The sequence below is a fragment of the Egicoccus sp. AB-alg6-2 genome, assembly GCF_041821025.1.
Lineage (GTDB): Bacteria > Actinomycetota > Nitriliruptoria > Nitriliruptorales > Nitriliruptoraceae > Egicoccus.
In genome coordinates this window covers 432,854-445,832 of the sequence record NZ_JBGUAY010000005.1, presented here as the reverse complement: position 1 = coordinate 445,832, position 12,979 = coordinate 432,854, and the positions used below count along the sequence as shown (strand labels likewise).

Genomic DNA, 12,979 nt, shown 5'->3' with positions numbered 1-12,979 from the left:
CGACGGTGGATACCATGGCGTCTCGGTGAGGAGGTGCGGTCGTGTCGCAGGACCGCAACGACCCGGTACCGGGTCCACACGAGGCAGACGACGCACTCGTCCGGCTCGAGGACGTCCTGCTCGCCCTGCCCTACGACCGTGCGCTCCCGGATCTCGACGAACTCCTGCGCCGGGCCGACGTCCACCATGACGTGCTGCGTCGCGACGAGCGAGCCCGCAAGTTGCTGCACGAGGCGATCGTGGCCCGGCCGCTGGCCACCCTCGACGTGGTGCAACGGGTGCGGACCGAGGTCGAACTGCTCACGCTCGAGGTCGAGGTGCTGACCGACCGTTTCGCACGGCCCGAGCTCGACCCGGCGGTGTTGCACCACGCCACCGAGCGGCTGCGCGAGGTGCGTCGTCGCCTCGACGAGTTGCGCACCGAGTTGTAGCTCCGCGCGGAACGCTGGACCACCCGCCTGGCAACAGCTAGCGTCCTCGACGTCCGCGCCGCAGGCACTGCTTGCCGCCGGTCGTGTCCACGTCCCCTCCACGGAGCCCTTCCTTGCGGGTCCACGGCTGACCACGCCGCTCCCGGCGCTCGTCCCTCCGCGACCTTCGTGCGCGGCTGACGCGGTCGCCGGCTGGACCACGCGTGTCGTCGCCGGCACGCGATGCAAGGGACCATCGTGACCTCGCTGCACCTGCGGGGCGTCTCGTACGCCCACACGCTCGCGGCGGCCGTGCTCGACGACGCCACCCTCGACCTCGCCGCACCGACCGCGTCCGAGCCCCGTCCCTTCGTGGGCGTGGTCGGACCGAACGGTGCCGGCAAGACCACGCTGCTGCGCCTGCTCGCCGGTGAACTCGCGCCGTCGTCGGGGCAGCTCGACGTCCATGCGGCCGCACCGCCGCGTCTCGTGCCGCAGGAGGTGGACGAGCTGACCGACCACGTCCGCGGGTTCGCGTGGAACTGGGACGGTGTGGCGGAGCGCCTCCGACGCCGGCTCGCCCTGGACCCCGACGACCTCGATCCCGACCTCGGACGTGGATGGGCGGCGCTGTCGCCGGGGCAGCGAAAGCGCTGGCAGGTCGCCGCCGCCCTGGCCGACGAGCCCGACCTGCTGCTGCTCGACGAACCGACCAACCATCTCGACGTGGCGGCCCGCGACCTGCTGCTGGAGGTACTGGCGGGCTTCGACGGGCTGGGGTTGATCGTCAGCCACGATCGCGGCGTCCTCGCGCGTCTCACCTCGCGCACCGTGCGCGTCGCCGGCGGTCGGCTGGAGCTGCACGCCGGCAGCTACGTCGAGGCAGCCGCCCGCTGGCGCGAGGCGGAAGCCGCCGAACGCGCGGCGCACGACCGCGCCCGGCGTGAGGTCGGGCGCCAACGCCGGGTCCTGGCCGACCTGCGCCGGGATCGCCACAGCGCCGAGGCCGCACCCCACCGCGAGCGGCGGCTTGCCGGTGCCTCGCAGCCGGATGCACGGGAGGCCGGCCGCAAGTTCGCCCAGCGCAAGGCGGAAGCGGCACTCGCCCGCCGGGTGACGCAGATGAACGCCCGCGTCGGTCGTGCGGAGCAGGCGGCGGACGCGTTCGATCTGCGGCGCAGCCTCGGCGGAGAGATCGGGTTCCGGCACCTCGACACGGGCCGACGCATCCTCGCCCGTGTTCGCGGCGACGTCGAGCACGCAGGTGGCGAGGTCTGGCTGCGCGGCGTCGACGTTGCGCTCCACCGCGGTGAACGGGTGCACGTCGAGGGCGTCAACGGGGCCGGGAAGACGACCCTGGTCACGGCGCTGCTGCGCGCGTTGGCCGAGACCTCCGAGGAGGTGGCGGTGCTGCCGCAGCGCCTGCCGGCGCCGGCGGCGGTCCTGGGCGAGGTCGTTCGGCTCGATCCCGGGCAGCGCGGGCGAGTGCTCGGCACGCTCGCGACACTCGGCGTCGATCCCGACCGCCTTCTGGTCACCGACGCGCCCTCACCGGGCGAGGTGCGCAAGCTGGCCCTGGCGAGATCACTGGCGGGGTCGGCGAGCGTCCTCGTCCTGGACGAGCCGACCAACCACCTCGACCTGCCGTCGATCGAACGCCTGGAGACGGCGCTGCGCGACTGGGGCGGCGCACTGCTGCTCGTGACCCACGACGAGGGGCTGGCCGCGTCGGTCGCCACCTCGACCTGGACCGTCGACCGGGGCGCCGTCACCGTCTCCGTGCGCGGCGCCCGTGACGACGTGCCGTAGCCTGCGCCCCGCCCCCTTGTGCTCTGGCTTCGCAAAGGTTTGCATGTGACCATCGTCGATGCGGTCCTGATCCTTGCTGCGGGTGTGGCCGCCGGGGCGATGAACGCGGTCGTCGGCGCGGGGACCCTCATCACCTTCCCGACCCTGCTGGCGCTCGGCTTCCCGCCGGTCGTGGCGAACGTGTCCAACACCGTCGGACTCGTGCCGGGATCGGCCGCGGCCGCCTACGGCTTCCGAGCGACGCTGTCGGGACGCAAGAAGCTGGTGCTGCAGTTGGTGTCGGCGTCCGCGGTCGGCGGGATCATCGGCGGCGCGCTTCTGCTCGCCCTGCCACCCGAGGCGTTCGAGCAGGTCATCCCACCGCTGTTGCTGCTCTCGGCGGTGCTGGCGGCAGCGCAGCCCAGGGTGGCGGCCTGGGTGGCCGCGCGCCGCGAGCGGAGCGCGGCGGCAGCGGCGACCGCAGGTGACGCCGCGATGGCCGACGGACCGGTCAGCGACGCACCCGGCGGCCACGTGCCGGTGACCGACGCCGCGACTGCGGACGCACCCGTGGCGATCCGCACGAGCCCGGTGTTGTACGTGATCGTGTTCCTCACCGGCATCTACGGCGGCTACTTCGGTGCGGCGCAGGGCGTCATCCTGCTCGCGGTGCTCGGCATCTTCGTGGCCGGCGGGATGCCGCAGGTCAACGGCATCAAGAACGTCCTCGCCGGCATCGCCAACCTGGTCTCGGCACTGCTGTTCATCGCGATCGCCGACGTCGACTGGCGCATCGTGGGCCTGGTCGCGGTCGGTGCCACCATCGGCGGCGGGCTCGGGAGCCGGTACGGCCGGCGACTTCCCGCCGGCCCGCTCCGGGCGATGGTGGTCGTCGTCGCCCTGGTCGCCGCGGCGTGGCAGTACTCGACCTGACCCGGGGACGTCAGGCGCTCGGCGCCGCGTCCCATGCGGTGCCGGTCCAGCGCCGGAAGGCCTCACGCTGGGCGTCGCTCGCGGCCTCGTCGCGGACCAACCGCCGTCCCGGGCGCGGAGCGCCGAGCGTCACGGTCCGCGTCAGCATCCGGGGGCCCCGCAGCACGGTCACCTCGACGGTGTCGCCGGCACCACGGGCCTGCAACATGCCCGGGAGGTGCCCCCGCCCTACCCGTGTGCCGTCGACCGCGACGAGCTGGTCGCCACCCGTCAGGCCCGCCTGCCAGGCCGGTCGCCCGCGCAGCACGGTGGCGAAGACGACGCCGTGGTCGTCCTCGGTGACATGGACCCCGAGGTCGGGCGTCTCGTCCCCGCTGGTGGCGACGACCTTCAGGCCGACAGCGTGCAGCGCGTCGTCGACGGGCGGGAGTTCCGTACCCGCGACGTGTGCGGCGAACACGTGCCCGAAGTCCTCGCCTGCGACGTCGGCCACCGCCTTCTCGACGTCGGCCTCGGTGTAGCCCTCGGCGGTGTCGGCGTGCCGCCGCCACAACAACCGGAACACGTCGTCGAGCCCGTCGCCATCCGGCTGACGTTCGCGCAGCCGGAGGTCGAGGTACCAGGCCACCAACGCGCCGTGCCCGTAGTAGTCGGTGTTCGCATTGAGCGTGTTCTCGTCGCGGACGTAGTGCTTCACCCAGGCCTCGTGGCCGGCGCGGCGCAGCGACTGCAACGCGACCCCCGGGGTGTCGAGGACGCGCTGCCAGGTGTCACGCAGGTTGTCGAGGAACCGGGTCAGCGTCCACACGCCGGCACGGAGCGGGACGAGCTCGTCGTAGTAGGCGGTCCAGCCCTCGGCGACCCACAACGACTCGGTGTGGGTGGGGCGCTCGTAGTCGGGTGCGACGAGCGCAGCGGGAACCAGGCGCTTCACGTTCCACAGGTGCAGGTACTCGTGGGCGACCAGCGACTGGAACCGGGCCAGCAGGTCGGCGTCCTGGAACGTGCGGATCGGCATCTGCAGCACCGAGCCCTCGCGGTGCTCGAGGCCCCCACCACCCTCGTGCCAGCCGGTGCACAGGTAGACGTAGCGGTCGACCGGCAGCACGCCGTCGAACAGCGAGACGGCGGCCTCGCCGATCGCGGTCGCGTCGCGGGCGATCGCATCGAGGTCGGGGCGGCCGCCGTGACCGGCCCACACGAACGCGTGCGGAACCCCGGCCACCTCGAACTCGACCGCCGGCAGGTCACCGACTTCGAAGGCGCTGTCGACGAGGTGGTCCCGGTGCTCGGCCACGTAGGTGTCGGCTTCCTCGCCCGCGGGCAGCAGCGACCACACCCGGTGGGTCGCGGGGACGGCCGGCAGGTGCACCACGTGTGGTTCGTGCTCGGCTCCCTCGAGGTAGGGGAAGGTGGCCGCGGGGATCAGCAGCGCGTGGTGGTCGTCGACGTGGTTGGTGCGGACCGTGAGTTCGTTCGCGTACAGCTCGAGGGTGACCTCGTGCGCGCCGGAGGCCCGCTCGGGAAGCCGCCAGGCCGTGTGCCCGTCGGGCATGAGGTCGACCTCGGCGCCGGCGGCATCGACGGCCCGGATCCACTGGACGTGGTGGACGTAGTCCCGGACCACGTAACTGCCGGGCGTCCACACCGGCAGCACGATCCGGGCGCCGGCGGCGTGCTCGGCGGGAACCGAGAGGGTCACGCGCACCAGGTGGTGCAGCCGGTCGCGGAGGTCGACGGCGTAGCGGACGGTCACGACGGCCTCCGGGTCGGGCGCACGGGTGTGGGGAGGACGGCGAGGCTAGCCAGCGTCGGCGGCTACCTTCGCTCGGCGACGGACCCTGTGGACCGTCGGCCGTGCCCGATGCGCGGGCGCGGCGTCGTCGTCGACAACTCGAGGTGTGCTGTGCCCGAACTTCCCATGGCCGACCGGCACGAGACCGTGTTGCCCCTGGCGCCCGAGGCGGCGCGTCAAGGGCTGGCGGAGGCGCGCGCGGCCGACGCCGACGCGCGGCTGCTGGCCACGAGCCGGGTCGTCGCCGACCACCCCACCTTCGTCGAGGGCTGGGCGGAGCTGGCGGAGCTCGGACGCGAACCGATCGAGCGGTATGCCTACGCGCGCGTCGGCTACCACCGCGGGCTCGATGCGCTCCGTGCCGCTGGCTGGGGTGGACGCGGGTTCGTCCGCTGGTCGCAGGACACCAACCGCGGCTTCCTGGTCTGCCTGGTCCGCCTGCGCGCCGCCGCGGCCGAGATCGGCGAGACCAGCGAGGTCGAACGCATCACGGGGTTCCTGCACGAGCTCGATCCCGACTGGGCCGACACCAACGTCGTCGCCTGAGGCAGGTGGCTGCGGGGCGGCTCCCGGGGCGGCTGCAGGGCCGGGGCGGCAGGCGAAGCGAAAGGCGGCGGTAGGTGGCCGGGCGGATCCTCAAGGACGACATCGAGACCCTGCGCAGGCAGGCGGATGCCGTCGCGGTCGTCGGCGACTACACCACCCTCAAGCGCGCCGGTACCCGCTACAAGGGCCTGTGCCCGTTCCACAACGAGAAGACGCCCTCGTTCACCGTCGCGCCGGACGGCAACTTCTTCCACTGCTTCGGCTGCGACGAGTCCGGCGACCTCTACGACTTCCTGATGCGCATCGAGGGCCTGGAGTTCCCCGAGGCCGTCGAGGCCCTGGCACGGCGCACCGGTTTCACGCTCCGCTACGAGGAGATGTCCACGCGCGACCGACAAGCCGTCGGACAGCGCTCGCGGCTCGTGCAGGTGACCGCCGCGGCGCTGGAGTTCTTCACACGTACGCTCTACGCCGATGCCGGGGAGGTCGCACGCGCCTACCTCAAGGAACGCGGCTTCGGTCGCGAGGACGCGCAGCGGTTCGACCTCGGCTTCGCCCCGAACGAGTGGGAGCGCCTGGCGCAGGCGTTGACCAGGCAGGGTTTCCGCGCCGAGGACCTGATCGAGACCGGCCTGGTCGTCCGTAACGAGCGAGGTGGCCTGCGTGACCGTTTCCGCGGCCGCCTGATCTTCCCCGTCCACGACCCCGGCGGCGACGTCATCGGTTTCGGCGGGCGCATTCTCCCGGGGCTCGACTACGGCGACTTCGACCCGCCCAAGTACCTCAACTCGCCCGAGACCCCGCTGTACAAGAAGACCCGCGTCCTGTACGGCGTTCCGCAGGCGCGCGCCGACATCGTGCGGACCCAGCAGGTGCTGATCTGCGAGGGCTACACCGACGTCATGGCGCTGCACCAGGCCGGGTTCGGCAACGCGGTCGCCACCTGCGGCACGGCCGTCGGGGTCGAGCACCTGCGCATGGTGTCGCGCTACGCGCAGAAGGTCGTGTTCGCCTTCGACGGCGACGAGGCGGGGGTCAAGGCCGCCGAGCGGGCGTGGGAAGCCGCCCGGACCCTCGGTGGCGACGGCGGCGGCGCCGATCTCGACCTGCGGGTGCTGGTGCTCGAGGACGGACGCGACCCGGCCGACCTCGTGCGCGACATGGGCGTGGAGGGCATGCGGGACGCCGTCGCCGGCGCGACGCCCGTCGTGCCCTTCGTGCTGCGACGCCGTCTGGCCGGGGCCGACCTGGGGTCCGAGGCCGGTCGCACGGCCGCCCTGCACGAGGCGATCGAGATCGTGGGCCGCGAGCCCGACCTCGACCTGCGCCGCGAGTGGGCCCGCACCGAGGTGGCCGCCGGGATCGGCGTCGCCTACGAGTTCGTCGTGCGTTCGGCGAAACGCCTGGGGGTCGAACTCGATGCCCACGAGGGCGTGGCGCCGATGGGGCAGGCGCGGCAGGGGCGTGGTGGCAGCGTCGGCGGGGTGGCCTCGCTCGACCGGGCGAGGGTCCGTCGCGAGCGTGACGTCCTGCGGACGGCGCTCCAGGTACCGCAGTGGCTGCCCGACGAGTGGTTCGAGTTGGCCGAGGACGACTTCACCCATCCGGTGGCGCGCCAGGTGTTCGCCGCCGTCCAGACGGCTGGGGGCGCCGGCGTGGAGCTCGCCGCCGTCCTCGATGCGGCGCCCGACGACTCGTTGCGCGGCAAGATCCGCGAGATCGCGCTCGAGGACGAGGTGGTGCCCATCGACGCCGACGTCGCGGCATGGCGGGTCCGCTCGTTGCTCGCGGACCGGCTGCAGGCCGAGGAGCGCACCCTCAAGCAGCGGTTGCAGACGCTGCACCACACCAGCGACCGCGAGGAACTGATGGCGGTGCTCGGTGAACTCCGCGAACTCGAGGCGCGTCGGCGCGCGCTGACGTCGGTCAGCGAGGACTAGCTCGTGCGGGGTGTGCGCGACCCGAGCGCGGCACCGAAGACGGCCTCCCTCGGCGGACGGTGACCGTTAGCCTGCGGTTCGAGGGGGAGCGGGGGTCGAGCGGCCGCCGGTGCCTCGCCGGCCGAGGGCCGGTCAGTCAACGAACGGGACCGAGAGGAGTCGTCCGTGCCGCCTGCCGACGGGCCCCGGTCGACGGCTCCTGCGGCGACCGACGGCGTGGCCACGGTGACGACCCTGCATGCCGAGCGGCCGGAGGCGCTGCCCCCCCCACCGCACGAGCCTGAACCGAGCGACGCCGACCTCGCCGCGACCGCGCACGGCCCAGGCGAGGACGTGCACGCCGCGGCCGCCGATGCCGCTCGTCACGCCGACGTCGTCGACCTCGCTGAGCGCGAGTCGATCTCACGCACCCCCGAGGTGGCAGAACTGCTCGAGGTCGGCAGCGACCGCGGCTTCGTGACCACCACCGAGGTCGGTGACGCGCTCAAGCGGGCCGGTCTGGACGGCAGCGTCGCCCTGGTCGTCGCCAGGCAGCTGCGACGGGCAAGCATCGCGATCGTCGAGGACAGCCCCCCGGACGGGGTGACGACGACGCCGGCGGCGGCAGACGGCACGGCCAACGTCGACGCCGTCCGGCTCTACCTCAACGAGATCGGTCGGGTCGACCTGCTCACCCCCGAGGAGGAGGTCGATCTCGCCAAGCGGGTCGACGCGGGCGCTGCCGCGGGTGCGGAGCTCGACTCCATGCTCGAGCTCTCGCCCGAACAGCGCGCCCGGCTCCGGCGCATCGAGCGCCTCGGTCGCAACGCCAAGGCGGCCCTGACCGAGGCGAACCTGCGCCTGGTCGTCTCCATCGCCAAGCGCTACCTCGGCCGTGGCTTGCTGTTCCCCGACCTCATCCAGGAGGGGAACCTCGGCCTGATGCGGGCGGTCGACAAATTCGACTACACCCGTGGGTACAAGTTCTCGACCTATGCCACGTGGTGGATCCGGCAGATGATCAGCCGCTCCATCGCCGACCAGTCCCGCACCATCCGCATCCCGGTGCACCTGGTCGAGACGATGAACAAGATCAAGCGGGTCGAACGCCAGCTGGTGCAACGGCTGGGCCGCGAACCGACCACCGAGGAGGTCGCCCGGGCGGTGGAGCTCCCCGTCGACAAGATCGAGGAGTTCCGGCGGCTGGCGGTCGACCCGACGTCCCTCGACGCGCCGGTCGGCGAGGAGGGCGACGCCTCGATGGGGGAACTCATCGAGGACGCCAACGCGATCGTGCCAGCCGACGCCGCGGCCTACCTGCTCCTGCAGCAGCACCTCGCCATGGTCCTCGACGAGCTCTCGATCCGGGAACGCACCGTCATCGAACGCCGCTTCGGCCTACGCGACGCACAGCCGCAGACCCTCGAGCAGGTGGGATCCGAACTCGGGCTCACCCGCGAACGCATCCGCCAGATCGAGGCGAAGGCGCTGGCCAAGCTGCGCCATCCCGCACTCGCCGACGCCCTCGAGGGCTACCTGCGCGGTTGATCCGGTCCGGCTCGCTCCGGCCCGGGCGTGTCACACCCTCGGCGTAGCGTCGGGGCATGGACGACGACCAGGTTCACGAGTTGCCCGCGGCGCGCTCGGTCCCCGCGGCGCAACCGCTGCTGCCCTTCGACGACGAGGCCGACCAGCCGGTCGCGTTCGCGCTGACCGCCCGCGCCCGCCGCGCCGTCGCGCCCGCCAGCCTGCCCGCGCTGACCGTCGTCACCGACGCGCCGGCCGACGGTGCGGTTGCGCGGGTGCCGACGCCCGACGACGACCCGTATGACACCCGCCCGGCGCGTGCACGTGCGTTGCGGCGCGCGGGTCTGAGCCCCCGGGCGATCGCCGCCCGGCTGCCGGCCGACGAGCTGTTGGTACGCGCCTGGGTGGGCGAGAGCCTGGCGGCCGTCCCGCGACCGACGGCCCGCGCCGACGACACGACCGCTGCCGCCCATCGCGCCGCCGACAGCCGGCGTCGTACGGCCGCCGACGAGGCGGCGGACCGGCTGCGGCGCGACCCGCCGTTCGCATCGGGGCTCGGCCTGCTCGCCGCCATCTCCGAGAGCGATCCCCATGCACTGACGATCGCCGGGACCCGGGCGGAGCTCGTCGCCCGTGGCCTGGACTGGCTTCGTGACCACGCCGAGGTGGACGCCGGACGGATCCGGGTCGTCGTTCGCGCCAGCCACGGAACCGCGGCCGACACCGTGCGCCACCACTGGGCGACGCGCCTGCGCGTCGAGGCCCATCGTGTCACGGTCGTTCGGTGGCCCGCCGCTCCGGCACCCGACGCGGTCGAGGTCCTCGTCCGCGTCCACGACCCGCGCCTCGCGGCCCGCGTCGGTGGTTGGTGCGACGCGTTCCTCACGCCGACCACGCCGACGGTCACCGACCTCGCGTTCTGACGCGATGCGACCATAGGCTGCCGCGGCCGTCAGGAGGCAGCGTGGGACGCATCGCCGTCGTCGCCGGTCCAGACGCCGGTCATGCCTATCCGGCGCTCGGTGTCGGTGCAGCGCTGGTGCAGCGCGGTCATGACGTGCTGTTCTGCAGCGGCGGAGAGCACGCGCGGCTTGCCGCCCACCACGGCTGCGACTTCCTCGAACTGCCCCTGCTCGAGCCGACGGACCACGACGGTGACTTCGGCCACCTGCTGTGGCAGCGCGGTGCCGCGATGGCGCTGCCCCTGGCTGCCGCCCTCCGTCAACGCGACCTCGACCTCGTCGTCGCCGACCTGCTCACCCGCGCCGGTTCCTTCGCCGCCCAGTTGCTGGGGGTGCCGTGGGTCGAGACGATCCCGCACCACCTGCCCGATCCCGCATCGGACCTGCCACCGGTGGGATCCGGTCGGCATCCGGCACGGCATCCGCTACGGCGCTTCGACGACCGGCGTATCCACGTGAAGCAGGCGGCCTCGCTCGCGGAGGGGTGGCGGCAGGCGGCCGAAGCGGCGCGTGGTATCGGACTGCAGCGGGTCGCCGCCCCCGCCCTGCGGCTGGTCGCCACGCTGCCCGGGCTCGAGCGGCCCCGCCTGCAGTGGCCGGCGCGGGCGCACGTCGTCGGGCCGCTGGCGGTCGAGCCGCCGTTGGCACCACTGGCGCCTCCGGCCGGCGACGACCCGCTCGTGCTGGTGACCGATTCGACCGCCACGGACGCGGCCGGGGGACTCGGGCGTGCGGCCCTCGACGCGCTGCGGCACCTCGACCTGAGAGTCGTGATCACCTCGTCGGACCTCGCGCCCAGGATCGACGGCCGGGTCGTCGTCGGGCGTGGACCGCACCGGCCGCTCCTCGCCGAGGCCGCCCTCGCCATCGGGCCAGGCGGCGGCGGTTTCGTGTCGAAGGCCGCCGCTGCCGCGGTCCCCATGGTCGTCGTGCCGCAACTGGGGGACCAGTGGGAGGCCGCCGCGCGCCTGCAGGAAGCCGGCGTCGCCGCGGTGCTGCGGCCGGGCCGCCTTTCCCCACGCCGACTGCGGTGGACGGTCGTACGCCACCTCGCCGACCCTCGGCCCGCCGACGCGGCCCGACGGCTGGCCGACGAGGCTGCCCAGCTCGGACCCGACCTGGCGGCGTGGCTCGTCGAACGCGTCCTCGCCGGTGAACGCCCTTTCGCCTCCGGCCCCGCCGAACACCTCCACGCCACAGCCACCACCCCCTGATCCCCACACCGCCGCCATGTCACGGCAGCCGGTCCATGTCGCGGGAGCCGGCCCGTGTCGCGCCGGGTCGTCAACGTTGCGGGATCTGCGCGACCGTGAGCCGTCGGCGCGACATGACTTCGGGGTCGGAGAGGTGGCGGGCGCGATGGTTCACCGGTCAGGGCAGGGAGGCGAGCGCTGCTGCGAAGTCGTCGCGGGCGCCGGCGTCGAAGCCGACGAGGCGGACCTCGTCGAGGGTCCCCGGGTGCCGAGCGGTCCAGTCGGCGACCGCCTGGACCAGGATGCGGGTGGCCTCCGGCCGCGGGTAGCCGTAGATCCCGGCCGAGATGGCGGGGAACGCGATGGTGCGCAGCCCGCGTGCCGCCGTGGCGTCGAGGGCGGCGAGCACGGCCGACCGCAGGCGGTCGGCGTTGTCGCCACGATCGGCCTGGTAGATCGGGCCTGCCACGTGCACGACCACCTGCGAGGGCAGGTCACCTGCTGCGGTGACGGCCGCCACGCCGTCGCGCAGTGGGCCGTTCGCGGCGATCCACTCGTCGGATTCGGCCTGCAAGGTGGGGCCGGCGGCGCGAGCGAGGGCGCCCGCGACGCCGCCACCGTGCTGCAGTCCGGCGTTGGCCGCGTTGACGATCGCATCGACGTCCTGCGCGGTCAGGTCGCCGGTGCGGGCGACGATGCGCGTCGTGCCGAGCGTGCGCGTTCGTTGCGGGGACTCGTCCATCGGTGGTTCCTCGCTCGCCGTCTATGGTCACGGCATGTTTGCCATCACTGCCACCGCCGCCACACCCGACGACCCGCTCGCGGGCCTGCGCCTGGGGGAGCACCCCGACCCCTCGCCCCCTCCCGGCTGGGAGGTGGTGCGGGTGCGGGCCGCCTCACTCAACCATCATGACGTCTGGACGCTGCGCGGCGTGGGCATCGACCCCGACCGGCTGCCCATCGTGCTCGGTTGCGACGCGGCGGGGGTGACCGAGGACGGCCGGGAGGTCGTCGTGCACGCCGTGGTCGCCACCTCGGACGGCGACGAGACGCTCGCGTCCGACTTCAACATCCTCTCCGAACGCTACGACGGCACGTTCGCCGACCTCGTCGCGGTGCCGTCGCGCAACCTGATCGACAAGCCGGCTGGGCTGTCGTTCGAGGAAGCCGCGTGCCTGCCCACGGCCTACCTCACCGCGTACCGGATGCTGTTCACCCGTGGGGAACTGCGCCCGGGTGACCGGGTGCTCGTCCAGGGCGCCGGTGGGGGGGTCGCGACCGCCGCCATCCTGCTCGGGCGTGCCGCCGGGTTGCACGTCAGCGTCACCAGCCGCGACCAGGCGAAGCTCGCGCAGGCCCTCGATCTGGGCGCCCATGTCGGCGTGCTGTCGGGCGAGCGCCTGCCGGGCCGCGTCGACGCGGTGCTCGAGACCGTGGGCGAGGCGACCTGGAAGCACTCGCTCCGCGCGCTGGAACCGGGCGGTGTCGTGGTGGTCTCGGGAGCCACCTCTGGTCCGAACCCGCCTGCCGACCTTGCGCGGGTCTTCTACCGCCAGCTGCGCGTCGTGGGTTCCACGATGGGCACGCGCGCCGAACTCCAGCGGCTGGTGCGGTTCCTCGACGCGACGGGGGTGCGGCCCCTGATCGACGACGTGTTGCCGATGGACGAGGCGCGTGCGGCCTTCGGGCGCATGGTCGCGGGCGAGCTGTTCGGCAAGCTGGTGCTGACTCGGTCCGGCTGAGCGCGACGCGACCGGGCTGACACACGACGACGGCCGCCCAGGGGGCGGCCGTCGGGGTGTTGCGAGGCTCCGGGGGCCGGGCTCGAACCGGCGACATTTCGATTAACAGTCGAACGCTCTGCCAACTGAGCTACCCCGGAATGAAGCAGCGCCGAGCGCGGCGG

Annotated in this window: 11 protein-coding genes and 1 tRNA gene; 9 read left to right on the top strand and 3 right to left on the bottom strand. The window is 73.3% G+C overall.

Annotated features, from left to right (window positions below; all coding sequences use genetic code 11):
* Positions 1-41 precede the first annotated feature (41 nt).
* From ACERMF_RS11530 to ACERMF_RS11520, 3 genes are all read left to right on the top strand, one after another.
* Positions 42-431 carry a hypothetical protein gene (locus ACERMF_RS11530; protein ID WP_373669230.1) on the top strand — a complete coding sequence of 130 codons (390 nt, stop codon included), beginning with the start codon at positions 42-44 and terminating at the stop codon, positions 429-431.
* Positions 432-668: 237 nt separating this feature from the next.
* A complete protein-coding gene (locus ACERMF_RS11525; RefSeq protein WP_373669229.1) occupies positions 669-2,219 on the top strand; it encodes an ATP-binding cassette domain-containing protein in 1,551 nt (516 codons plus the stop codon).
* A gap of 45 nt (positions 2,220-2,264) precedes the next feature.
* On the top strand, positions 2,265-3,131 hold the full coding sequence (locus tag ACERMF_RS11520) for a sulfite exporter TauE/SafE family protein (protein WP_373669228.1): 867 nt from the start codon (positions 2,265-2,267) through the stop codon (positions 3,129-3,131).
* 10 nt (positions 3,132-3,141) lie between these two features.
* Here ACERMF_RS11520 and ACERMF_RS11515 read toward each other — a convergent pair whose 3' ends face one another.
* On the bottom strand, positions 3,142-4,887 hold the full coding sequence (locus ACERMF_RS11515) for a M61 family metallopeptidase (RefSeq protein WP_373669227.1): 1,746 nt from the start codon (positions 4,885-4,887) through the stop codon (positions 3,142-3,144).
* 150 nt (positions 4,888-5,037) lie between these two features.
* On the opposite strand from ACERMF_RS11515, the gene ACERMF_RS11510 reads away from it, so the two are divergent.
* The 5 genes from ACERMF_RS11510 (at position 5,038) to ACERMF_RS11490 (ending at position 11,094) form a co-directional block, all read left to right on the top strand.
* Positions 5,038-5,472 (top strand): DUF3151 family protein, encoded by a 435-nt coding sequence (locus tag ACERMF_RS11510; RefSeq protein ID WP_373669226.1) that lies wholly within the window; start codon positions 5,038-5,040, stop codon positions 5,470-5,472.
* Positions 5,473-5,546: 74 nt separating this feature from the next.
* Complete coding sequence (gene dnaG / locus ACERMF_RS11505; protein ID WP_373669225.1) at positions 5,547-7,412, top strand: DNA primase; 1,866 nt, start codon at positions 5,547-5,549, stop codon at positions 7,410-7,412.
* 165 nt (positions 7,413-7,577) lie between these two features.
* On the top strand, positions 7,578-8,939 hold the full coding sequence (locus ACERMF_RS11500; protein WP_373669224.1) for an RNA polymerase sigma factor: 1,362 nt from the start codon (positions 7,578-7,580) through the stop codon (positions 8,937-8,939).
* A 56-nt stretch (positions 8,940-8,995) separates the two neighbouring features.
* Positions 8,996-9,841, top strand: coding sequence for a hypothetical protein (locus ACERMF_RS11495; protein WP_373669223.1), 846 nt, complete (start codon positions 8,996-8,998; stop codon positions 9,839-9,841).
* Positions 9,842-9,882: 41 nt separating this feature from the next.
* Positions 9,883-11,094, top strand: coding sequence for a glycosyltransferase (locus ACERMF_RS11490; protein ID WP_373669222.1), 1,212 nt, complete (start codon positions 9,883-9,885; stop codon positions 11,092-11,094).
* A 157-nt stretch (positions 11,095-11,251) separates the two neighbouring features.
* Here the strand turns inward: ACERMF_RS11490 and ACERMF_RS11485 are convergent, their stop codons facing one another.
* Positions 11,252-11,815 (bottom strand): macro domain-containing protein, encoded by a 564-nt coding sequence (locus ACERMF_RS11485; protein ID WP_373669221.1) that lies wholly within the window; start codon positions 11,813-11,815, stop codon positions 11,252-11,254.
* Positions 11,816-11,849: 34 nt separating this feature from the next.
* On the opposite strand from ACERMF_RS11485, the gene ACERMF_RS11480 reads away from it, so the two are divergent.
* Positions 11,850-12,815 (top strand): zinc-binding dehydrogenase, encoded by a 966-nt coding sequence (locus ACERMF_RS11480; protein ID WP_373669220.1) that lies wholly within the window; start codon positions 11,850-11,852, stop codon positions 12,813-12,815.
* A gap of 67 nt (positions 12,816-12,882) precedes the next feature.
* Here ACERMF_RS11480 and ACERMF_RS11475 read toward each other — a convergent pair.
* Positions 12,883-12,955: transfer RNA gene (locus ACERMF_RS11475), tRNA-Asn, on the bottom strand.
* Between the last annotated feature and the right edge of the window lie 24 nt (positions 12,956-12,979).